This is a genomic window from Acidobacteriota bacterium (assembly GCA_038040445.1).
Taxonomy (GTDB): domain Bacteria; phylum Acidobacteriota; class Blastocatellia; order UBA7656; family UBA7656; genus Onstottus_A; species Onstottus_A frigus.
On sequence record JBBPIG010000004.1, the window covers coordinates 304,696 to 328,092 of the forward strand.

A 23,397-nucleotide genomic window follows, 5' to 3' on the forward strand; every position below is an offset into this window, starting at 1 on the left:
GCGTTTGTTGACAACGTCGTCTGGCCATCGCTACGATCTGATTTTTGATTTCAGCCAAAGATCGATGACCGAGGACAAGGCCTAAACGAAATGCTCAGGCTAAGGAACACGCTCACCCGCAATCAGGAAGAGTTCAAGCCGCTCGAAGGCAATACCGTGCGGATGTACGCCTGCGGGCCGACGGTCTACGACTACGGTCACATCGGCAACTTCAGGACGTTCGTGTCGGTTGATGTGCTGCGCCGCTACCTGAAATATCTCGGGTATCAACTGCAGCACATCATGAACATCACCGACGTCGAAGATAAGATCATTCGCGGGATGCTCGCATCCGGCAAGAGCCTGGAAGAGTACACCGAGTTCTACACTCAAGAATTCTTGAAGGACAGCGATGCGCTCAACATCGAGCGGCCGGAGATGATGCCCTATGCGACGAAGCACCTTCCCCAGATGATCGAAATCATGAAGCGTCTGGCGGATGGCGGGCACACCTACCAGAGCGACGGCTCGTTGTATTTCAGCATCTCGTCGTTCCCCGGCTACGGCAAGCTCTCGGGTCTGAAGCTTGAAGGCAACGTGGCGGGCGCGCGAGTCGACGTCGATGAGTACGAGAAGGCGGACGCTCGCGACTTCGTTTTGTGGAAGGCGGCAAAAGAGGAGGGCGAGCCGCGTTGGCCTTCACCGTTTGGCGAAGGGCGGCCCGGCTGGCACCTCGAATGCTCGGCTATGTCGATGGAGTACCTCGGCGAATCGTTCGACATCCACTGCGGCGGCGTGGATCTGATCTTCCCGCATCACGAAAACGAGATCGCGCAATCGGAAGGCGCGACCGGAAAGCCGTTCGTGCATTTCTGGATTCACACGGAATTCTTGCTTGTCGAAGGCGAGAAGATGGCGAAGTCGAAAGGCAACTACTACACGGTGCGGCATCTCATCGAGCAAGGTCACGAGCCGATGGCGATTCGATACCTGTTGCTCTCGGTTCCCTATCGAACACAGTTGAACTTCACGACCGAGGGCTTGCACGGCGCGAAGACGGCGCTCGAAGGGCTTCGCCGCTTCCGCCGCCGGGTAGCGGACTTTAACGGGGATCGGGGCTCTCACCCGCAAGTGCAGAAACTCATCGAGCAGGCGCGCGACGGTTTCGAAGCGGGTATGAACGATGACCTGAACACTTCGAGGGCGCTCGGGGCCATGTTTGAGTTTCGCCGGGACGCGAACACGGCGATGGACGCAGGCGAGTTCGGCGCCGGCGATCGCGCGGCTGTGCTCGAGTTGCTGGCGCGGATCGACTCGGTGCTGGGCGTGTTGGGCGAAGAGCAGGAAAAGCTTCTCGAACCTGAGATCGAAGGGAAGATCGAAGAGCGCAACTCGGCGCGCCGCAATCGAGACTTCAAAAAAGCCGATCAGATAAGAGTCGATCTCGCCGCGCGCGGCATTATCCTTGAAGACACTCCTCAGGGAACGAAATGGAAGCGCAAGTGAGACCGGGTCCGTTTCGAAATCGAGGCCTTTGGCGGGTCAAAAGGACTAATTCTGTGTGTTCTCTGACAGGGCGGAAGCGAGCCGTCTTGCGAACGCCGCGTGCTCTTCTGAGGCGAGACCGATTTGCAATTCAGCTAGGACTCGAGCGAGGTCACCGCCTAGCAAAGCAGGCACGCACAAACGCAGTCCCACGAAGGTGCGGCTTCTGAGTATGCCATCCGCGTCCGGCGTGATGCGCGTGTAGCGTTCGGCTTCGAGCGCGAACCAGTCTATCTGCCGGTCATAGACGCGCCACACGACATATTCTTCGACTCCATTGCGCCTGTATACGTTCAGCTTGTCGTGAAGATCATAGGCGGCGCTGCTGCTGGCGACCTCCACGATCATTTCGGGCGCGCCTTCGAGATAATCGTCCTCGCTGATGCGGGCTCTCCCGCCCGAGGCTTCGGGGAGCCACAATGCTACATCGGGTTGAGGCTCATTGTCGGGGTCGAGGCGCAGCGTTGCATTGTCTGCGGACTCTATTCCGGGTGTAGCCGCGCAATAGACTGCTACCCAACCCATAATCTGGCCGTGCGGCGTCCCGTGATTTTTCACTCGAACCGGTGACGGCATATAGACGACTCCTTCAATCAGCTCGGCCTTCTTGAGCGATGGCATTGCAACGTAGCGCCGTTCGAACTCCGATCTGGTAAGCCGGTCGCCGTTTTCGAGCGGCGGAGTTCCTGCCTCAACCGCGCCCGGTGGGCGCCGTTGATCCAACACATCGTCATAAGCCTTAGTGCTCATAATGCCTTGCTGCCCTCGAAGCGCCCGTGTGTAGATGCTCGCCCTTGAGCGGATTATATGCCGTCTATGATCTCTTTTCCAATTTCGTTCATCAAGCCCGGGCGCTTGGATTAGGCCATCTGCGGCTCGTGTTGCACGGCTGCCTTACCTTCTTCAACCGGGGTGAGCCAGCCGAACACGTCTTCCGTTTCACCAGCAATGATGTCGAAGAATTGTCTTTGAATCTCAGCCGTAATCGGTCCACGGCGGCCTGTTCCGACTTGAACCTTGTCCACCGAGCGAATCGGCGTGATCTCGGCAGCCGTCCCGGTGAAGAAGACTTCGTCGGCGATGTACAGCATCTCACGCGGGATCGCTCGCTCGAGCACCGGGATTCCCATTCGCTCGCATATTTTGATGACCGAGTCGCGGGTGATACCCGGCAGGATCGTCGAGTAAAGCGGCGGGGTCATCACCGTTCCATTCTTAACCAAAAAAATGTTTTCGCCTGAGCCCTCACTTATGTAGCCTTCCGGGTCGAGCGCGATCCCTTCGACGTAGCCGTTGACCTTCGCTTCCATCTTGATGAGCTGCGAGTTCATGTAATTAGCGCCTGCTTTGGCCATCGAAGGGAGCGTGTTGGGCGCAATGCGCGTCCAGCTCGAAACGCACACGTCGACGCCCTGCTCGAGGGCTTCCGGGCCCAGGTACTTGCCCCATTGCCACGTGCAGATATACGCATCGATGGGGCACGGAAAGGGATCTACTCCGAACGTTCCGTAGCCGCGAATGATGATTGGCCGCAGGTAGCACGCCTCGTACTCGTTGGCTAGAACGAGCTGGCGGCAGGCCTCAAAGATTTCTTCGTATGTAAACGGAACCTGCATCCGGTAAATGTGCGCTGAATTGAACAGCCGTTCGATGTGTGCGTTGAGCCTGAATATCGCCGAGCCGCGTTTGGTGTTGTAACAGCGGATGCCCTCAAAGACAGACGAGCCGTAGTTGACTACGTGAGACATCACGTGGATGGTAGCTTCTTGCCACGGGACCAGCTTGCCGTTGCGCCACACGATCGCGCCGTGTTCCTGCTCAGTTACCATATGGATTCTCCTGCTTTAGGGTGTGATGCGTTAGTGACGCCCGATTGACCGCTGACGCCTTTGGCGGTGACGCCATGTCAGTAGCTATGAAAAGCACGAACCATAATACGAAGCGGCACAACGATGGTCAAGCGAAAGCTAAAACGCGGAAGATCGGATTGATTTCGCGCGCAAGTAAGAATATCTTGTCACCCGGCCGCAGCCCCTCGAGCCGCTTCTGGCGGCGATAACCGGCAAACTTCGGTTTGTCGCCGAGTCGCTGATGAGCCGCAATTTGGACGCTCCGGCAAACTGAAGTTTGCCGGACACTTTCAAAGGAGCGATCTTAAAATGAAATGCCCAGTCTGCAACGCCGAACTTCCGTCGACCGCCAAATTCTGCGGGGGATGTGGAACCACCCTCACGGCTCCCCCACAGCCACCCCCGTTTTCCCCGGAAGCGTCTTACGAACAAGCTCGCCCGATGATGAACCCGCCGCCGAGCTACGGCGGAAACACACCGCCAACGGTTCAGAAAAAGTACAAGGTACTCCGTCTCATTGCGGTGCTGATCAAGGTGTTTGCGTTCATTGCCGGAGCCATCTGCATCATCGGGGCGCTTGTGATGCTTGCGGCGGGCGTGGCTTCGAGCTCGAAGACCAGCGGGTTCGGCGACACCGGACCGGCGGCCCTGTTCGGAGGAGTCGTCGGAGGCCTGCTCATGCTCGTTTACGGCGTATTCGTGTTTGTCTTTCTATACGCGTATTCCGAATGGATGTACGTGTTCATGGACATCGAAGAGAACACCCGCGTGACGAATGAAATGCTTTCGGGAAGGAAATAGAAGCAGGCGGCGGAGGGCAATTGAAAAAAGGGAATTGAAAAATGACAATTGAAAATTAGAAATTGAAAATTGAGGAAAGCCCCGACGACCTCGTTCAATTTGCAGTTTTCATTTTTCAATTTTCATTTTTCAATTCTTAATTCCCGAGGCGCCACTGGTCCGAGTCTAGTGTCCAAACTGAAGCGCCTCCATCACCAGTTCGGTGAGGTACAGCAGGGCTACTCCGGCGAACACCATCACCGAAGTCTTAACGCCGCCTTCGCGATTGTTGACCTCTGGAATCAGGTCTGATGCTGCGACATACAGCGTCACTCCGGCCGACAACGGGAGCACGTGCGCGGACAATGGGCGTGAGTAGACGGCTGTGTCCTCAAACATAAGCACCAGCGTGACACCCACAAGTGTCGCCAACCCAACCAGAAGCGCCGATATTTTCGCGCTGCGATGGCTTCGACCCGCGGCCAGCATCATCGACGCCACAGTGAAGCCCTCTGGAACTTTGTGCAGCAGGATGGCGATGAAGATCAACACTCCAAGCTGCTGACTCACCAGCGACGCCACGGCTATCGAGACGCCGTCGAAAAACGTATGCACCATCAGCGCGCTCACCCCGGCCATCGCCGCGTGCTGCTCGAGCATCGCTTCCTCGTGAGTCTCTTCGCCGAAATGAAAATGCGGCGCGACCGTGTGCTCCACGAATTGGATGAGGAGATAGCCAGCCAGCAGCCACATCATAGGAACGAGCGCTGAGCCTGCCCATTGCTCGATCGCTTCGGGGATCATCTTAAGGAAGACCGCGGCCAGCATGAATCCGGCGCCTAGCGCGATCAAGTATCGTAGCGCGGCCTGTCCGAGCCTGTGCGATGAGACTAAAAGCCCGCCCAACAGGTTCGCAGCCGCGGCCGCAAGCCCGTAGCAAATTATGGTCAGCGTGGTTCTGCCCATTGGCGTCGTGTCCGCTTCGCTCAGTAAAGTTCGGCACTATAACATAGTCTTGCGCGGCTCGCGGAACTAAACTCCATCAGACGCTAGACGCTGCGCCAGAGGCTCGCCCGCACACCCCGCCAAACGGCCACAACCTCTTATCGTTAAATAATTTCACGCTTGACACACCCTGGCATCTGACGTACCATACGGCGGCAATAGTGGAGCGGAGTGGAGCGGAGTGGAATAGAAACTAAGAGGATGGGAGCGAAGCCGGTTGGATGCTCAGAGGACACTACACTGTCAGGATGGACGAGAAGGGGCGGATCAAGCTTCCCGCGGCCTACCGCCGTTATATCGACGAGAACTACAGCTCCGAGTTTTATGTGACGAGCCTGACGGGTGAATGCGCGCGGTTGTATCCAATGCCCGAATGGATGGCGATCGAAGAGAAGCTCCAATCGAAAGGCACAAGCAACGCCGCCGTCAGGAAGTTCCTCGATCGGACGAACTACTACGGTCAACTCGCCGATGTAGACGCGCAGGGCCGAATCCTGGTTCACCCCTTGCTTCGATCGAGCGCCGAACTGATCGGAAACGTGGCAGTGCTGGGATACCTGCAATACCTGGAGGTGTGGGAGCTGGACAAGTTCAAGGCTCGAATCGACGGCCAGCCGTTCACCGATGAGGACGCCGCCAGTCTCGCGGCGCTTGGGATTTAGCACTCGCGCTCGCGCGTCTCTCCGCAGGCGCCCTTTAGTCCTGAGAAGCGTTTACCAAGAAGGGGCGCCCGCAGAGGACTCCGTACAGGTTCTTCGAAGAACTGAAATCTGATGATGAGGCCGTGGCGACAAACATCGGAGAAAAAGATGAACTGCACGAACCTGTTTTGCTCAACGAGGTCGTCGAGTGGCTGCGGCCCGAGGAAGGCACGTTCGTCGACTGCACGATTGGGCTTGGCGGACACGCCCACGCGATCCTCGCTGCGTCGCCCCGTACGGCGATCATCGGAATAGATCGCGATCCGGAAGCGCTCGCCGTGGCTCGAGAGCGGCTGTCGATCTTTGAAGACCGTGTTCAACTCGTCCGGGCGAACTTCGAAAGTATCGCGTCTGTGCTGGAGCAAACTGGCACAGTGGAAGTGCGCGGGGTGCTGGCCGATCTGGGCGTATCCTCGCTGCAACTTGGACGAAGCGAGCGCGGCTTTAGTTTTGCCTCAGACGCGCCGCTCGACATGAGAATGGACCAGAGCAACGGGCCAACGGCAGCAGACCTCGTGAATCAGCTTTCCGAGCGTGAGCTGGCGGATCTGATCTTTGAATTCGGAGAGGAGCGAGGCGCGCGCAAGATCGCTCGCGCAATCACGCGGGCGAGCGAGCGCGAACCCATCGCCACGACAAAGCAGCTTGCTGACGTTGTCGTGCGAGCGCTCAACATCCCCGGCCGATGGCGCACACATCCGGCCACGCGAACGTTTCAAGCGCTCCGGATCTCAGTCAACGATGAGCTCAAAGCACTGGAGCGTTTCATCCCCGCTGCGATTTCGAAGCTGGCTCACCGTGGGCGGTTGGCGATCATCTCGTTCCACTCGCTTGAAGATCGGATCGTCAAGCGCAGCTTTTTGCGAGAGTCCGGCCGATGCATCTGCGAAACGCAAAGATGGCAACCAGGCGAAGCGCGCAAAGAAGCCACCGCCGATGACGTAACCTGCGAACATTGCGGAGCGCGAAGACGAATAAGTATACTTACGCGAAAGCCGGTGCGCCCTACACCGGAAGAGATGGAACGCAATCCTCGGTCACGCAGTTCCCTTCTGCGTGTTTGCGAGAAGCTCTGACGAGCTAAAAGTTCCGAGCCCCGGAAGTCGCATAGAATCCAGTCTGACTGTAGTTGTCGAGCAAGGCACACAGGACTCAAGTCTATGCTGCGCAGAGCAAAGTCTAGGCTACAAGGCGGACTTATGACGAATCGGTTCTTCCCGGAAAAGCAGATTACCAACGTCCCCGTGGCGCGGCCGGTGAGCTCGCGTGTCATGGGGTGGCTTGCGGCGATAGGAGTTGCGGGAGCGCTGCTGTCGTGCGGCTTTGTTATAAGCGCGCGCCAGCATTTCGAGGCCGTTTCAGTCGGTTATCAGAGCGAGGAGTTGAGGCGTCAGTCGGGTCAGCTTGAAGAACGGCTTCGACAACTGGAGCTGGATTACGCTCGAGCTTCGTCACCGGTCGAAATCGAACGCCGCGCGCAAAAGCTGGGCCTGGGGCCCGACAAGAAGGCAACCGACAAACTGGCAAATGGAAACGCTAACCGGAAGGACAAGAGGTAGAGTTCAGAGTTCATCAGGCTGACGACCGGAGACGGACGACCGGAGACGGACGACCGTCTTCGGTCGTCGGTCTCCGGTCGTCAGCCTGATGAACCCCGAACCTGAAAGCGATGTCAACTAGCAATAAAACTTCTGACAAACGGATCACCGTCATTCAAATCGTGATCATCGCGTGGATGATGGCGATCGGCGCGAAGCTCCTCTGGCTGCAAGTCAAGCAACACGACTGGCTGCTCGCGCGCGCAAACAATCAACAGCAGGCAGCAATCGATCTCAGCCCGATGCGAGGAGTGATCTATGATCGGAACGGCAACGAGCTTGCGCGGTCGGTTGCGGTGAAATCGCTTTACGCATCGCCGGGTGACCTAACCGACCCGGGCGGCATCGCAGATACTCTTTCCGATCTTCTCGACATCGATCGCGACGATCTCTACAAACGGCTTACGTCCGGCCGCGCGGCAGTGGCCGTCAAACGCAAGCTCGACGACACAGAAGTTGCGAAAGTCGTGAAGCTCGGTCTGCCGGGACTTCGCTTCGTGAACGAGATGAAGCGATTTTACGTCAGCGGCAAGAGCGCATCTCACGTCTTGGGTTTCGTCGATATGGACGAGCGAGGAGTGGGCGGCATCGAGCTTTCCTGCGATAAGTTAATTCGGGGGCAGGGTGGGCGCTTGTTGCTGGACGTGGATGCCCTGAACAAGTCTTACGATCATTCGGTTGAGGAGTCGGTGCCGGGCGCCAATGTCTCGCTCACCATTGACCTGGTGATTCAGAATCACGTCGAGAAAGCACTGGCCCAAGCGGTTCGCGCGACCCGCGCACGCGGAGGCACGATCGTTGTTCTCCGGCCGGCGACCGGCGAGATACTGGCGCTAGCCAACTACCCGACCTTTGATCCCAACGACTTCTCCGAATCCACCGACGTCCAGCGGCGCAACCGAGCGGTCGAAACTGCCTTCGAGCCGGGTTCGATATTCAAGCTGGTCACCTATGCCGCTGCGCTCGAAGAGCGGCTCATTCGGCCCGACACCCGGATCGACTGCGGCGGCGGCCAGATTCGCATCGCCGATCGAATCATCCACGATCATCCGTACGGCGTGCTGACTGCCGCGCAAGCGTTGGCGAAATCCTCTAACGTTGCCGCGATCAAGATAGGAATGCAGTTGGGAAACGAAAGACTCGCGCGCTACATCGAGCGGTTTGGTTTCGGCCGCCGCACCGGCATAGAACTGCCGGCGGAATCGCGAGGATTGCTCCAGCCGGTTAGCGAATGGGGACCGACCACCATCGGCTCTATTCCGATGGGTCATGAGATCGGCGTGACCGCCGTGCAAGCCGCTGCTGCTTACGCCTCGATAGCCAACGGCGGCGAATGGGTGAAGCCGCACCTGATCAGCAAGGTCGTATCATCTTCGGGAGATGTACTCGACGAGCATCAACCCGAAAGACGACAAGTCGTGAGTGAGGCCACGGCAGCCACTTTGAAGGCGATGCTCGAAGGCGTGGTTGTCCACGGAACCGGAAAGGCCGCGCGGATGGGAGGCTATAGCGCGGCTGGAAAGACAGGCACCGCGCAGAAAATCGATGAAGCCACCGGGCGCTACTCGCAGACTCGCTACGTCGCGTCGTTCGCAGGCTTCGCGCCGGTCGATAACCCAGAACTCGTTTGTGTTGTCTCGCTAGACGAACCGGTTGGCGCGCACTTGGGCGGCGCAGTTTCGGCGCCTGTGTTCGCCCGCGTAGTCTCGGACGCGCTTCACATACTCGGCGTTCCGCCCGAGAACGATCCGCAGTCGGTGCTCGCCGGCGACTTCAAGGTTTACGACACTCCCAGCTTTGTTGCTGAGAACCAACCGGCGCGCGCCGATGAGACCGCGGACTCGCGGCCGGCGCTTGAAGTGGCCGCGGAAGCCGCGGGCGCCGATTCTGCATCTAAGCGCTACGGCAGTGCGGTGATGCCTGATCTGATGGGTAAGGGAATACGCGAGGCAGTCGCCCTGTGCGCGGCTCAGGGTCTGAAGCTCAAGGCGGCCGGCGATGGAGTCGTCTCGCTGCAAAGCCCTTCCCCGGGCGCGCTCGTTTCGCAAGAGACGACCTGTCGCGTGAAGCTTTCGAAACAAGCGCTCAAGAGAGCAACGGTTGACCCCGCGCCGAAGATACCACCGTCCGCCGGCGGTGAGCCGTCTCGAGTGAAAGCAGCAAGGACGAATTGAAACTGGCTGACTTGGCAACACACATAAACGCGCTCGCCGCGACAGGCGCGCTCGAGGCCGAAGCACTCGACGTCACGCACGATTCGCGTGGGTGTGAGCCGGGTTCGGTCTTTGCCGCAATTCGCGGCGAGAAAACGGACGGGCACCGATTCATCTCGCAAGCGGTCGACCGCGGAGCGATCGCAGTTATTTCCGAGTTGCCTCCTGCGAGTGAGAGCGCGCCCGCATGGATTCAGGTCGCCGGCGCGCGCGCGGCATTGGCCCATTCGGCAGCCGCTGTCCACGGCCATCCGTCTCAGCGGTTGAAGCTGGTGGGGATCACCGGGACCAACGGCAAGACGACCACCGCTCACTTGATCGACTGGATCATTCGCGCCAGCGAGGGAACATCGGCGATGTTTGGAACGATCGCTCATAGAGTCGGCGACGAAGCAGCGGCGGCGGCGAACACGACGCCCGAAGCGTCCGACATTCAACGGATGCTTGCGCGAGCAATCGACGCCGGTTGCCGCTCGGCGGTGATGGAAGTCTCGTCGCACGCACTGGAGCTTCATCGCGCGGATGCTTTGAAGTTCGCGGTCGCAGTGTTTACCAATCTCACGCGCGATCACCTGGACTATCACGGAACGATGGAGAGTTACTTCGCGGTGAAAGAGAGGTTGTTCAACGCAAGTCTCGGTTCCGCGCCTGGCGCATCGGTAATCAACGTAGACGACGAATATGGCCGCAGGTTGTTTAGATCTGCCAAAGGCGATCGGATAAGTTACGGCTTCGGCAATCGCACGGACGTCGGGACGGATGAATTCAAGCTGACCGCGCGCGGACTCGCCTTCACCGCCAGTACGCCGGCCGGCAAGATCGAAGTTGTTTCGCCGCTGGTGGGACGCTTTCATGTTTACAACATACTCGCAGCCATCGCGGCAGGATTGGCCCTGGAAGCCAGTTTGGATGACATAGCCCGCGGCGTCGCCGAATGCCGAACTGTTTCGGGGCGGTTCGAGCAGGTGACGCTGAACGGTTCACAACAGACGGGCTTCACAGTCATCGTTGACTACGCGCACACCGACGATGCGCTGAGAAACGTCCTGCAAACCGCGCGCGAAGTAGCGGGGACGGGTCGCGTGATAACGGTGTTCGGGTGCGGAGGGGATCGCGACCGGAGCAAGCGCGCTCCGATGGGAGAGCTGGCGGCAAGCTTGAGCGATATTGCAATAGTCACTTCCGATAATCCTCGAACCGAGGACCCGGAGGCGATCATCGAAGACATCGAAGCCGGCTTGAAGAAAGCTGCGCGCGCGTATGTCAAGCTGACCGACAGGCGGGAGGCTATCCTTCACGCGATCGACCAGGCCCGAGAAGGCGACGTCATTTTGATAGCGGGCAAAGGGCATGAGACTTATCAGATCATCGGCGAGCGAAAGATTCACTTCGACGATCACGAAGTGGCGCGCGAAGCAATGATGAAGAGAGTTGATCACTAACCCCGGGAGCATCGAGGCATATGAAGCTAGGTGAAATCGCAGATATTCTCGGGTCGAATATTCGCGCGGCGCGTGGCGCCAGCGAACTTGCCGAGCGGGAGCCGCTCGGGTACTCGATCGACTCACGCACGGTCCGCGCGGGGGAGCTGTTTTTTGCTATTCAAGGACCGATCTACGACGGGCACCGTTTTGTCGTTGACGCGATCGGTCGCCGCGCGCTTGCGGCGGTTGTCTCGCGCGGCTTCCTGGACTCGGACCTCGGCAGGCAGATAGATCCGCAGAAGGCGGCGCTGATTCTGGTCGACGACACGTTGGCAGGGCTTCAATCTGTGGCATACGCCGTGTTGAAGAGCTGGCAGGGCCAAGTCGTCGCGGTGACCGGAAGCCTTGGAAAGACTACTACGAAGGAGATGTTAGCGGCGATGCTTGCGCGGATCGGCCGGGTCGTCAAAACAACTGGCAACTTTAACAACGCCTACGGTCTCCCGCTGTCGGTACTCAAGATGGAGTCCGATGGCAAGCACGCCTCGGACTTTGATTTTGCCGTGCTCGAGATGGGGATGAACCACAAGGGCGAGATAGCGCGGTTGACTGGCATCGCGCCGCCGGATGTCGGCGTGGTCACCATCGTCGCTCCTGCTCACCTGGAGTTCTTCTCTTCGGTTGAGGCGATCGCGGATGCGAAGGCCGAGATGGTCGGCGGCATAGTGCCTGGCGGCAAGGCGGTGCTCAACGCCGATGACGCTCGCGTCGCAAGAATGGCCGCCCTGCGTCACGACATCACCTGTCTCACGTTCGGCATCGAGCACAACGCAGATGTGATGGCCAGCGAAATAAAACCGGAGGGCGTCAGCGGAAGCAGCTTCCTGCTCGCGACGCCACACGGACGGATCGAAGCCCACGTTCCGCTTCCGGGGCGGCATAACATTTATAATGCGTTGGCGGCGGCGACGGTTGCCGATCTTTACGAAACTCCGCTGGAAGAGATCGCGGCAGCGTTAGCCGAAACCGCCACAGCGAAGATGCGCGGCGAAGTGGTGCGCTTTCGCGACGGCTTCACGATCATTGACGACTCGTACAATTCAAACCCGCGCGCGCTCTTTGAAATGGTCTCGACTGTGTGCGCGAACCGCGAGTGCAAACGCAAGATCGTAGTCGCCGGCGAAATGCTCGAGCTCGGGGCATCTGGTCCGGAGCTCCATCGCGAAGGCGGCCGGCAGATAGCGCGGCTCGGCGCCGACAAGCTGATCGGAATTCGCGGGCTCGCAGAAGAGATCGTCGCCGGCGCTCGCGAGGCCGGCATGACCGGCGAGGCGGCGGTCTTTGCTAACACGCCGGAAGAAGCGGCGGAGATATTGATTCGCGACGCGCGCGCGGGCGACTTGATCCTTGTGAAAGGCTCGCGCGCGGTAAAAAGCGAGATCGTTGTCGAACGGATGAAGCAGAGGTTCGGGACGCTGCCAAACTGCGGCGAAGCGATGACCGGTGACGCCGCGACGGGGAGATGCTGAGACGGCCGGAGCGATCTCTCGCTGTACCAGCGCCTCAAAGGCTGAATGTTTTACTACCTGAGATTATTTCAGAAGGTCCACGACAGCCTGTCCTTTCTGCGATTGTTTGAACAGGTCACCTTTCGCGCAGCATGGGCGGCGATCACCGCTCTCGCAATAAGCCTGATGTTTGGGCCGCGAATGATCAGGCTGTTGAGGCAGTTTCAGATAGGCCAGCAGATTCGCGAAGAAGGACCGCGCACCCATGAGGCAAAGCGTGGAACGCCTACGATGGGCGGTGTCCTGATTCTGCTATCGGTCGCGATATCGACTCTGTTGTGGTCGGACCTTTCGGTTGCGTTCGTGTGGATCGCAGTTGTGACGACGCTGGCGTACGGCGGGATTGGTTTTGCGGATGATTACTTGAAGGTGAAGCGGCGTCACAACCTCGGGCTGACCGGCAGACAGAAGCTGATGCTCCAATTCATCGTTGCGATCGGATTCGGGCTTGCGCTCAGATATTTTACGACCTACAGCACGCGGTTGAGCGTGCCGTTCGTGAAGACGTTCAATCCGGAGATATGGTGGCCGATATATCTGCTCGCTTTTGCGCCGATCGTGGTGGTCGGGTTTTCAAACGCGGTGAACCTGACGGATGGGCTCGACGGTCTGGCGATATCAGTGACAATGGTGACATCGGGGGCGCTCACCGGCTTCACCTACGTGAGCGGGCATAAGGTGTTCGCTGACTACCTGGGGCTCGAGCACAACCCCGGGATACACGAACTGACGATCTTCTGCGCGGCGCTCACTGGAGCGAGCCTGGGTTTCCTGTGGTTCAACGCGCCGCCAGCCGAGGTGTTCATGGGTGACGTGGGCGCGCTCGGAATCGGGGGAGCGATTGGCGCGGTAGCGGTGATGATCAAACAGGAGTTCTTGCTGGTGATGATCGGCGGCGTGTTCGTTATCGAAGCGCTGTCGGTGATTCTGCAAGTCGCATCGTTCAAGCTTTTTCATCGGCGCATATTCAAAATGACGCCGATACATCATCACTTTGAGCTGTTGTATCCGCCGGAGATTTCGCGCCGCATGGAACCGAAGCTGGTGTTTAGGTTCTTGATAATCGCGATATTGTTCGCGTTGCTCAGCTTGTCGACTTTGAAGTTGAGATAGAGGAACGGGGGTTAGGGCTTGGGGGTTAGGGGTTGGTTCCAACCCCCGGCACCTAACGCCCAACCCCCAGTTATATGGATCTAAAAGGCAAAAAGGTACTGGTCGTCGGCATCGCCCGCAGCGGAATCGCCGTTGCGCGTCTGCTCGCATCGCGAGGCGCGATGGTGATCGGCAACGATATCAAGCCTGCATCCGAGCTTCGCGAAGCGGCAGATGAGTTGCGCAAGCTTGGCGTGACGCTTTCGCTGGGAAGTCATCCGGAAAGTTTGTTTATCAACGCGGACTTGATTGTGCTAAGCCCGGGCGTGCCGGCCGACCTCGAGCCGCTCGAATCAGCGCGACGCGTGGGAATCCAGATCATCAGCGAGCCTGAGCTTGCCGGCCGGTTTTTGCGCGGGCGGATGATTGGCGTCACCGGCTCGAACGGTAAGACGACGGTTACCACGCTCATCGGGGAGCTGATGCGGGCGGCCGGTGCGGACGTGATCGTCGGCGGCAACATCGGAACGCCGCTGACAAGCTTGATTGAGAAATCGACCGACGTGTCGTGGACCGTCGCCGAGCTCTCGAGCTTTCAGTTGGAGACGATCGATAGCTTGCGGGTCAACGTGGCGGTTGTCACCAACATAACGCCGGACCACCTGGACCGGCACGGCTCGCTTGAGAATTACGTGAGCGCCAAGCACAGAATCTTTTTGAATCAGACCGAAGACGACCGGGCGGTGCTCAACGGTCAGGATCAGGGTGTGGCGGACATGGTTGCGAAGCTCGGCGTTCCATCGAAGAAGGTCTATTTCAGTTCGCGCGGGCCTGAAACGCTGACTGGCGCGGCAGCCGGCGTCTATTACCGAGCCGGTCGCGTTTGCACGACCCTCTTGACTGATCGACAGGGCGAGGTGGACGTAATCGGGCTTGATGAAATATCGGTGCCGGGCATGCACAACGTCGAGAACGTGATGACCGCGCTCGGGGCGACGTTCTGTGCGATAGAAATGGGGGGAACGGCGGCCGGCGACCTGCCGGCTCTCCGCGACGCTATCAGGCGATTCAAGGGAGTCGAGCACCGCATCGAATACGTGGCCGAGATTGACGGCATAAAGTTTTACAACGATTCGAAGGCAACCAACGTCGACTCGACGATCAAGTCTCTGGCGGCGTTCGAGCGCAACATCATCGTGATCCTCGGAGGCAAGGATAAAGGCAGCGACTACACAGTGCTGGCGCCGCTGGTTCGAGATCGCGTGAAGCAAATCATTTTGATTGGCGCGGCCAGCGACAAGATCGCCGGGCAACTGGAAGGGACGCGGCCGATTGCTCGCGCGCGATCGATGCAGGACGCGGTGCTTAGCGCGGTGCAAGTTGCGGCCGCCGGCGACATCGTGCTTCTTGCCCCCGCCTGCGCGAGCTTCGATATGTTCGACAGCTACGAACACCGCGGCCGAGTGTTCAAGGAGGCGGTGTACAAGCTCGCGAGCAGAGCGCACAGCGGCTGGACCGGGAGGCTAACCACTTGATGGGGAGAATTGAAAATTGAAAATTGAAAACTGAAAACTGAAAAGATGGCTACTCAATTCGCGATACGATATTACCGATTCGAAATTTAGAGATGGCGACTAACAACAGAGCTGCAGCGCCGAGATGGAAGCGTGAAGCCGAGATGGTCCTCGGGCGGGGAGTAAACTCGCGCCCTCGGCCCGGGCGCGAATTGCCCGTCGACAAGGTGATGCTGGCGATCGTGCTGGGCATCACGCTGTTCGGCGCGGTGATGGTCTACAGCGCGTCGGCGATCCTTGCCGAAAAGAACTATGGGAGCCAGTTCTACTTTCTCGCTCGTCAAGCGGTGTGGGCTCTGGTAGGAATGGCGGCGATGGCTATGGCGATTTGCATCGACTACCGGCACTACAAACGGCCGGTGGTGATCTACTCGGTGCTGGGGGTGACGCTGACGCTGTTGATCGCGGTGCTGTTTCTGCCGAGGATAAACGAAACTCACCGATGGATCAGATACGGCTCTTACATCTCCGTGCAGCCTTCAGAGCCGGCGAAACTGGCTCTGATAGCCTTCTTGGCGTTCTTTCTCGAAAAGCGAGTGAAAGAGATTGAGAGCTTCAAGCGTACTTTTGTGCTCGCGGCCATAGTCGCGGGGGTGTTGATTGGGCTGGTCGGCATGGAGCCCGATCTGGGCACTGCGATGGCGCTCGGGTTGGTCTTCTTGACGATGATGTATCAGGCGGGAGCGCCCGTTCGCTATTTCGCCACGCTGGCGGTGCCGGTGGTGCCGGCAATCACCTACATGCTTTTGAAGCCGTGGCGATTCCAAAGACTGCTGGCTTTTCTGGATCCGTGGAAGTATCAGACGACATGGGGATTCCAGCCGGTCCAGTCGATGATTGCGATCGGAAGCGGCGGGCCGGGCGGCTTGGGGTTCGCGCAGGGACGGCAGAAGCTTTTCTATTTGCCGGCCCCACATACCGATTTTATTTTCGCGGTGATTGGCGAAGAGCTTGGGCTGGTAGGAGCGGCCACACTGGTTTTGTTGTTTGGGCTGCTGGCGTGGAGAGGATTTCGCGCGGCTCGATTTGCTCCTGATCTGTTCGGCCAGTTGCTGGCTGTGGGACTGACGACAATGATCGTCGCGCAGGCGTTCTTTAACATCAGCGTGACGCTGTCGCTCGTGCCCACGAAAGGCATCCCGTTGCCGTTCATCAGCGCGGGCGGGTCGTCGCTGGCGATCAGCCTCTTCGCCGCGGGCGTGCTTCTGAACGTGTCCAAGCACGGGAAAACCTGATGATTGTCGATTGGCGATTGCCGATTGCCGATTTGCGGATTGGAAACAGTCTATGTGAACAAGCAATCGGCAGTCGGCAATCGACAATCGGCAATTGATATGAGGGTCATCATCGCGGCCGGTGGAACAGGCGGGCATATTTTTCCTGGCGTGGCCATCGCGCGCGAGTTCAAGGAGCGCGATAAGTCGACCGAGATTCTGTTCGTGGGCACCGCCCGCGGCCTCGAATCGAAAATCGTTCCTCGCGAGGGCTTCGACCTTGAACTGATGACGGTGGGCGCGCTGAAGGGCGTGTCGATCTTTGAAAGAATCAAATCGCTTGCCGGACTGCCGGCGAGCTTTGTGGCCGCGCGTCGAATACTGAAGCGATTCAAGCCCGACGTCGTGATTGGTGTCGGCGGTTACTCGTCGGGGCCGACGCTCTTGATGGCCGCGCTCTCTAGAATACCGACGATGGTAGTCGAGCCGAACGCGATGCCGGGTTTCACGAATCGGGTGCTGGCGCGTCTCGTGGACGCCGCGGCCTTGAGCTTTGCGGACGCGCAGAAGTACTTCGGGGATCGCGGGGTTGTGACCGGCAACCCGGTTCGCGTAGACTTCGCGCGGCTCGCCAAGAAAGCGAGAGGCGAGAAGTTGAACGTGTTGATTTTCGGCGGGAGCCAGGGCGCGCGCGCTATCAACAAGGCGATGATCGCAGCGCTGCCGCTGCTGGCTCCAAGAAGAGATCGGCTTGCCATCACGCATCAGACCGGCGAGCCCGACTTCGAGATCGTAAGGCGGGCGTACTCCAAGGCGGGATTTGATAGTGCCGCCGTAAAGCCGTTCATTCACGACATGGCCGATCAGTTTGCTCGCGCCGATTTGCTGGTTTGCCGGTCAGGCGCTACAACGGCGGCGGAGGTTGCGGCGGCCGGTAAAGCCGCGATCTTTGTTCCGTTTCCGTTCGCCACGGACGATCATCAGCGCAAGAACGCTGAAGCTTTTGAGCGCGCGGGCGCGGGACGGATGATTCTTCAAAAGGATCTGACGCCGGCTCGATTGGCCGAGGAGCTCAATCGACTGATCGATCAACCGGACGAAATCGATCGAATGGAAGAAACCAGCCGCGCATTGGGTCGCGCGGATTCAACGGAACGGGCGGTTGATTTGGCGATGACATTGGTTTGAGATATATGACCTATATGACCTATAACTAACATGCTTTTTCGAGGACTCAGACACATTCACTTCGTTGGAATCGGGGGCATCGGCATGAGCGGGATAGCCGAGGTGCTGTTGTCGCTTGGCGAAAACTTTCGCGTCACCGGCAGTGATATGAAGCGCACGCAAATAACTGAGCATCTGGAATCGATGGGCGCGATCGTCTCCGAAGGACACAAGTCCGAGAACATTGGTAAAGCCGACGTCGTCGTGACCTCCTCTGCTATACGCGATGACAATCCCGAAGTTGTTGCCGCGCGCCAGAAGCAGATCCCGGTCATACCGCGCGCGGAGATGCTGGCCGAGTTGATGCGCCTCTACCGGCACGGTATCGCGGTCGCGGGCACTCATGGTAAGACCACGACCACTTCGATGATCGCGCACCTGATGACACGCACGGGGTTTGATCCGGCGGTTGTGGTGGGAGGCCGTGTGGCATCGCTGGGTTCGAACGCGAGGCACGGACGCGGCGAGTACATCATAGTCGAAGCGGACGAATCCGACGGCTCGCTGTTGCTGTTGACGCCGACGATCGCAGTGCTGACTAACATTGACACCGATCATCTCGATCATTTCACTGGAGGCATAGAGGAGATCAAGGAATGCTTCGTCTCGTTCGCCAACAGCGTGCCGTTTTACGGGACTATCGTGCTTTGTCTGGACGATCAAAATGTGCAAGCGATCATACCTCAGCTAACGCGCCGGACGATCAGCTACGGGTCGGCGGCCCAGGCGGACGTATCCGCCGGTCACATCCATCTGGATGCGAGCTTTGCCTCGGAGTTCACGGTACGAGCATTCGGCAGCGAGATGGGGAAGATCAAGCTTCCTGTGCCGGGACTTCACAACATCCACAACGCCCTGGCTACCGTTACGGTCGGGCTCGACCTCGGCATGAAGTTTGAGAACATTGCCGAGGTTATGGCCGAGTTTCGGGGGGCCGAACGAAGGTTCCAGATCAAGGGCGAAAAGAGTGGCGTGCTGGTTGTCGATGACTATGGTCATCATCCAACCGAGATCAAGGCGACGCTCGCGGCGGCGCGCACGGCGGGCCGGCGAGTTGTGACATTGTTTCAGCCCCATCGCTATACCCGCACCCGCGATTTGAAGGATGAGTTTGCCCGTTCGTTCTATGGCGCGGATCTTTTGCTCATCGCTGATATTTATGCAGCAAGCGAAGATCCGATTGAAGGAATAACCAGCAGCACACTGGCCGAACATGTCGAGCGGTTCGGCCACCGCCACGTCGAATACGTCGGCGCAATTGGAGGCGCGGCGGCGAGACTAAACGAGGTCGTACGCCCCGGCGATCTCGTGCTTACGCTCGGAGCCGGCAACGTCCATCAGGCAGGAGACGAGTTGCTGAGAATTCTTGAAGGAGAGCAGAAGAGCCGGGGGGCAGGAGAGGAGGGGAGCGGAACGTAGGAGGCGATCTCCTCCGCGCCCTTGCATCCAGCTCCCAGAATCCTGCTTTCCAGTGGGGGTAACTCTGTGGCATTAGATCCAAAGAACGAGCCCAGGGCACGGAATCAGATCGTTACGCCGCGGTCTTCAAGGCGGCTCGACAGAGCCAGATCGCGTCGCCGAAGCGCGATTGATATCGGCAAGATTTTGAGAGCGGCCGCGGCCTTCGCGAGACCCGCGGCAGTCCTGGCTGCGGTAGTGCTGATGGTGTTGGGGTACAACGCACTGGCGAATTCGCGGTTGTTTCTGTTGAATCGCGTCACCATAAGCGAGGCTGACCCGGCGCTGCGCGGGGACATCGAGCAGATGGTTCGGCGCGCCGTGGGCCAAACCAGATTGATGGATGTCGATCTTTCGGCTTTGAGACAGAAGATCGAGGCTGTGCCTCGAGTGCGCGGGGCCTCGGTCGCGCGGTTGCTTCCAGACGGGATCTTCGTCCGAGTAGTCGAACGGCAACCCGCGGTTCTGGTCCGGCGCGATTCGGAGGCGCTGGTTTGGCTCGACGATGACGCAGTTGAGATGGGCGAATTCTCGGACGTGAAACGGGCGGGCTCCAGTTCAAAGCCCGGCGCAGCGACTGAGATTCCGCCGATCGCCAAGGGCTTCGCCGAAGGCAATCGCTCGCAGTCGGCAATCGCCGAAGACCGCGAGCGAATAGCAATCTACAAACAGATCGAGCGAGAGTTCAGCGAAGAGCCGAACCCTTTATGGAACCTCATCGATCAGATCGACCTGACTTTTACAAAGGATGTGAACATGCGCCTGGCGCACCCGCCGGTGCTTATTCACATCGGCAGCACCGACTTCCGCAAACGCTTCGAGAAGGCGCTTCAGGTGCTGCAGGCGGTTAAACAGGGAGATTCTGAATTGCCAAGCCGCTTCCGTGTTCAGGACATCGATCGGTTGATTCAGAACGCCAACAACATAAGCTTCATCGATGCGGCCCGCGGCGATCGCATCGTGGTCAATATCGCCACCCCCGGCGTACCGAGAGCTGTTCGGCAGGAGTCTATACCGGACAAGTCCCCGAAGAAGAAGAAGTGATTGCGGATTTCGGATTTCGGATTGCGGATTTAAGACCATCCGCAGCCTAATCCGCAATCCACAATCCGCAATTCGCAATTGAATACGCCGGAGGATTAGAAATGTCGAAAGGGAACAAACAAATTGCTGCGCTCGACATCGGCACCACCGAAGTCAGAGCAATCGTAGGTGAGGTAATCGAGAACGAAAGGCTCGAGATAATCGGCATCGGGCGGGCGCCTTCGCGCGGCGTTCGCAAGGCAGTAGTGGTCAACATCGAGGCCACCGTCGATGCAATCAAGCGCGCAGTCGAGGAGGCCGAAATGATGTCCGGCCTTCCGATCGATTCTGTCAACGTAGGTTTGAGCGGCGTCCAGGTGCGCGGGATCAACTCGCGCGGGGTCATTGCCATCAGCCGCCGCAACCGTGACATCACCGAAGAGGACGTCTATCGCGTCATCGATCAAGCGCGGGCGGTCAGCGTGCCCACCGATCGCGAAATCATCGACGTGCTGCCACAAGAGTTCACGGTCGACGGACAAGACGGCATCGGCAACCCCATCGGGTTTCTGGGGATGAGACTCGAGGCCTGCGTACACGTGGTCACGTCGCCGATCACCGCCCGCCAGAACGTCATCACCTCGGTCAATCGGGCGGGGATGATGGTCACCGACACGGTCGTCAATCACGTTGCCGGAGGCGAATCGACGCTTTCGCCTGACGAGAAGGAGTACGGCGCGGCTGTCATCGACATCGGCGCTGACATTACGACCCTGACGATTTTCTTTCGCGATGCGATTCGTCACACTGCTGTGTTTCCGATGGGCGGAAATCACTTCACTAACGACATTGCCGTCGGGCTGCGCACGCCGGTGCCGGAGGCCGAGCGTATCAAGCGGAACGAAGGTTGCGCGCTTGCGGGGTTGATGGCTGAAGGCGAGCGTTCGCGAATGGTCGAAGTGCCTTCGGTTGGAGGCCGGCAACCGCGGATGCTCAGCCGCCAGATCTTGTGCGAGATCCTTCAGCCGCGCGCCGAGGAGATATTCAGTCACGCGGCCGAAGAGATCCAGCGAGCCGGGTTCGACAAGCAGATCCTTTCAAGCGTAGTGCTGATCGGCGGCGGATCGCTGATGGACGGCGTGGTTGAGATGGCGGAGCAAGTGCTGGACCTCCCCGCTCGGCACGGCCTTCCCGATTTCGTCGGAGGTCTGACGGGCGAAATTGACAGCCCTGCTTTCGCGACGGTCGTCGGAACGATGCTATACGGGTTCCACAAGCAGATGAACCAGAAAAAGATCCACTCGCTGAAGGATGGCGCCCCAAAGCAGCCGAGTATTTGGAAGCGGTGGCTCCGTTAGTTTAGTTTTGAAATGTTTCAACTGGGAAAAAAAAGGTTGTAGGGGCTAGACGACTGTGCTACCATTTGGCGCGTCTTCAGAAACTTCGGCTACCACATATTGTAGCAACCGGTTGGCCAGCCTCAAAGGCACTGTTAGGAGAACCCCTAAAGCACGGCCGCTTGGCTCCAGCGCCCAGGAGGGCGAGAGTTTCGCTTCTGCGAACTTTGGATAACCTGGCAGTGTTTAACAACCTGTTGAAATGCGAACGTAGATTCTCGTGCGAGCGACACAATGTGGTTCAGTGCGCCGCTTGCCCGGTCGCTCATGTTTTGCTTGATTGCTAGCAGGAGGCACGGATAATGGCGGTGGATCAACGTGGGGAGATTCGAAGCGGATCAATAGTCTTTGACGAGTCCGAACAGCCCATCAGCGGGGCCACTATCAAAGTAGTCGGTATCGGCGGCGGCGGCGGCAACGCGATCAACAGAATGATCGAGGTCGGCATCCAGGGAGTGCAGTTCATCGTCGCTAACACCGACCTACAATCGCTGAAAGCATCACAGGCTTCTGTAAAACTCCAGATCGGCGAAAAGCTGACTCGAGGTCTTGGAGTTGGCGGCGATCCGGAGAAGGGCCGCCAGTCAGCGCTCGAGGATACCGAAAAGATAATCGAAGCACTCGAGGGTGCGGACATGGTCTTCATCACCGCGGGCCTGGGCGGCGGAACCGGCACCGGGGCCGGCCCGATCATCGCCAGTCTGGCCACCGAGCTTGGCGCGCTGACCGTCGCAGTGGTGACCAAGCCTTTCAGATTCGAAGGCCGCCGCCGGCAGCGGCAAGCCGAGCAAGGCTTAAACGAACTGCGCGAGTGCGTGGACACGGTTATCACGATCCCCAACGAACGGCTGCTCAACGCGGTGCCAAAGGGTACGCGCTTTCACGAGTCCTTCAGGCTGGTGGACGACGTGCTGCTTCAAGCCGTGCAGGGAATATCCGACATCATCACCGTGCCCGGGCTGATCAACGTCGACTTCGCGGACGTGAAATCGATTATGGAAGGGATGGGAATAGCCTTGATGGGCACCGGTACGGCGACCGGCGATAATCGCGCGCTGGAAGCGACTCAGCGTGCCATATCGAGCCCGCTTCTGGAGGAGGCTTCAATCGAGGGCGCGAAGGGATTGCTGGTGAACGTGAGCGGCGGCGCCGACCTCACCCTGTTCGAAGTCAATGAAGCGATGTCCATAATTCACGATGCGGCTGATCCCGACGCCAACATTATCTTCGGCGCGGTGCTCGATGAGCGGCTTACCAACGAAATGAAAATAACCGTAATTGCGACCGGTTTCGATAAGGCCGCGACCGCCGTGGAACCCTCGCGCGCTTTTGCAGCGCCCCAGCCGGCCGTGTCCGAGGCCCGCGTTACCGGGCCAATTGGAATTCCCGGGTCCAGCGGCCCCGACCCGCTCCGCCGCGAGGACATCAACGTTCCTGCGTTCATTCGAAAGAAAGCCGACTGACTTCCGGCATCCGACTATCCTCCGTACTATAGGGCCGCTGCCAACCAGCAGTGGCCTTCTTGTGTTGCGCGTGCGAAGTAACTCCCCAATGCGCTGGTTTACGCGCACCCTGATCTTGTCGGTAGTGAGGTTCGAGAAATTGAACTTCCTCCACACCTTGTTGTTGCCATCGACTACTCCGTCAGTGACCGCGTCCCAGGCCGTTCCGTTCCAGAACTGTACCTTGAAATTCACTATGCCGTATTGACTGAAGGTCATCGCTTCGGTGGGCTCAGCGGGATTTGTG

At 58.8% G+C, this 23,397-nt stretch carries 19 protein-coding genes; 16 read left to right on the top strand and 3 right to left on the bottom strand.

The genetic code is table 11. The features are described 5' to 3' along the window. Nucleotides 1-90 precede the first annotated feature (90 nt). Nucleotides 91-1,485, top strand: coding sequence for a cysteine--tRNA ligase (gene cysS / locus AABO57_06675; protein MEK6285406.1), 1,395 nt, complete (start codon nucleotides 91-93; stop codon nucleotides 1,483-1,485). Between the two features lie 45 nt (nucleotides 1,486-1,530). Here the strand turns inward: cysS and AABO57_06680 are convergent, their stop codons facing one another. Together AABO57_06680 and AABO57_06685 are read right to left on the bottom strand one after the other, a co-directional pair. Continuing rightward, nucleotides 1,531-2,274, bottom strand: coding sequence for a Uma2 family endonuclease (locus AABO57_06680; GenBank protein ID MEK6285407.1), 744 nt, complete (start codon nucleotides 2,272-2,274; stop codon nucleotides 1,531-1,533). 110 nt (nucleotides 2,275-2,384) lie between these two features. After that, nucleotides 2,385-3,353 (bottom strand): branched-chain amino acid transaminase, encoded by a 969-nt coding sequence (locus AABO57_06685; GenBank protein MEK6285408.1) that lies wholly within the window; start codon nucleotides 3,351-3,353, stop codon nucleotides 2,385-2,387. Between the two features lie 330 nt (nucleotides 3,354-3,683). Between AABO57_06685 and AABO57_06690 the strand changes: the two genes are divergently transcribed. Continuing rightward, nucleotides 3,684-4,175: a zinc ribbon domain-containing protein gene (locus AABO57_06690; GenBank protein ID MEK6285409.1), complete on the top strand. Its 492-nt coding sequence runs from the start codon at nucleotides 3,684-3,686 to the stop codon at nucleotides 4,173-4,175. A 165-nt stretch (nucleotides 4,176-4,340) separates the two neighbouring features. Here the strand turns inward: AABO57_06690 and AABO57_06695 are convergent, their stop codons facing one another. Further along, on the bottom strand, nucleotides 4,341-5,120 hold the full coding sequence (locus AABO57_06695) for a ZIP family metal transporter (protein ID MEK6285410.1): 780 nt from the start codon (nucleotides 5,118-5,120) through the stop codon (nucleotides 4,341-4,343). A 260-nt stretch (nucleotides 5,121-5,380) separates the two neighbouring features. On the opposite strand from AABO57_06695, the gene AABO57_06700 reads away from it, so the two are divergent. The 14 genes from AABO57_06700 to ftsZ all read left to right on the top strand — a co-directional run bounded on the left by AABO57_06700 (nucleotide 5,381) and on the right by ftsZ (nucleotide 23,111). Continuing rightward, entirely contained in the window at nucleotides 5,381-5,821 is a 441-nt protein-coding gene (locus AABO57_06700) for a division/cell wall cluster transcriptional repressor MraZ (GenBank protein ID MEK6285411.1), read from the top strand. 122 nt (nucleotides 5,822-5,943) lie between these two features. Next, on the top strand, nucleotides 5,944-6,936 hold the full coding sequence (rsmH, locus tag AABO57_06705) for a 16S rRNA (cytosine(1402)-N(4))-methyltransferase RsmH (GenBank protein MEK6285412.1): 993 nt from the start codon (nucleotides 5,944-5,946) through the stop codon (nucleotides 6,934-6,936). 123 nt (nucleotides 6,937-7,059) lie between these two features. Beyond that, on the top strand, nucleotides 7,060-7,419 hold the full coding sequence (locus tag AABO57_06710; protein ID MEK6285413.1) for a hypothetical protein: 360 nt from the start codon (nucleotides 7,060-7,062) through the stop codon (nucleotides 7,417-7,419). Nucleotides 7,420-7,529: 110 nt separating this feature from the next. Beyond that, entirely contained in the window at nucleotides 7,530-9,632 is a 2,103-nt protein-coding gene (locus AABO57_06715) for a penicillin-binding protein (protein MEK6285414.1), read from the top strand. Continuing rightward, nucleotides 9,629-11,113, top strand: a complete 1,485-nt coding sequence (locus AABO57_06720) for a UDP-N-acetylmuramoyl-L-alanyl-D-glutamate--2,6-diaminopimelate ligase (GenBank protein MEK6285415.1) — start codon at nucleotides 9,629-9,631, stop codon at nucleotides 11,111-11,113. The genes AABO57_06715 and AABO57_06720 overlap by 4 nt, the downstream gene beginning before the upstream one ends. A gap of 20 nt (nucleotides 11,114-11,133) precedes the next feature. Beyond that, complete coding sequence (murF, locus tag AABO57_06725) at nucleotides 11,134-12,624, top strand: UDP-N-acetylmuramoyl-tripeptide--D-alanyl-D-alanine ligase (GenBank protein MEK6285416.1); 1,491 nt, start codon at nucleotides 11,134-11,136, stop codon at nucleotides 12,622-12,624. Nucleotides 12,625-12,669: 45 nt separating this feature from the next. Then, nucleotides 12,670-13,776 carry a phospho-N-acetylmuramoyl-pentapeptide-transferase gene (gene mraY, locus AABO57_06730; GenBank protein ID MEK6285417.1) on the top strand — a complete coding sequence of 369 codons (1,107 nt, stop codon included), beginning with the start codon at nucleotides 12,670-12,672 and terminating at the stop codon, nucleotides 13,774-13,776. Between the two features lie 74 nt (nucleotides 13,777-13,850). Continuing rightward, nucleotides 13,851-15,290 (top strand): UDP-N-acetylmuramoyl-L-alanine--D-glutamate ligase, encoded by a 1,440-nt coding sequence (gene murD, locus AABO57_06735; GenBank protein ID MEK6285418.1) that lies wholly within the window; start codon nucleotides 13,851-13,853, stop codon nucleotides 15,288-15,290. Between the two features lie 92 nt (nucleotides 15,291-15,382). Continuing rightward, nucleotides 15,383-16,564 (top strand): putative lipid II flippase FtsW, encoded by a 1,182-nt coding sequence (gene ftsW, locus AABO57_06740; GenBank protein ID MEK6285419.1) that lies wholly within the window; start codon nucleotides 15,383-15,385, stop codon nucleotides 16,562-16,564. 54 nt (nucleotides 16,565-16,618) lie between these two features. Beyond that, complete coding sequence (gene murG / locus AABO57_06745; GenBank protein ID MEK6285420.1) at nucleotides 16,619-17,731, top strand: undecaprenyldiphospho-muramoylpentapeptide beta-N-acetylglucosaminyltransferase; 1,113 nt, start codon at nucleotides 16,619-16,621, stop codon at nucleotides 17,729-17,731. A 30-nt stretch (nucleotides 17,732-17,761) separates the two neighbouring features. Further along, on the top strand, nucleotides 17,762-19,189 hold the full coding sequence (gene murC, locus AABO57_06750) for a UDP-N-acetylmuramate--L-alanine ligase (GenBank protein MEK6285421.1): 1,428 nt from the start codon (nucleotides 17,762-17,764) through the stop codon (nucleotides 19,187-19,189). Nucleotides 19,190-19,255: 66 nt separating this feature from the next. Next, on the top strand, nucleotides 19,256-20,272 hold the full coding sequence (locus AABO57_06755) for an FtsQ-type POTRA domain-containing protein (GenBank protein MEK6285422.1): 1,017 nt from the start codon (nucleotides 19,256-19,258) through the stop codon (nucleotides 20,270-20,272). A 101-nt stretch (nucleotides 20,273-20,373) separates the two neighbouring features. Then, complete coding sequence (gene ftsA, locus AABO57_06760) at nucleotides 20,374-21,609, top strand: cell division protein FtsA (protein MEK6285423.1); 1,236 nt, start codon at nucleotides 20,374-20,376, stop codon at nucleotides 21,607-21,609. Nucleotides 21,610-21,956: 347 nt separating this feature from the next. Beyond that, the gene (ftsZ, locus tag AABO57_06765) at nucleotides 21,957-23,111 is read left to right on the top strand and encodes a cell division protein FtsZ (protein ID MEK6285424.1); all 1,155 of its coding nucleotides are present in this window, start codon (nucleotides 21,957-21,959) and stop codon (nucleotides 23,109-23,111) included. The last annotated feature ends 286 nt before the right edge of the window (nucleotides 23,112-23,397 follow it).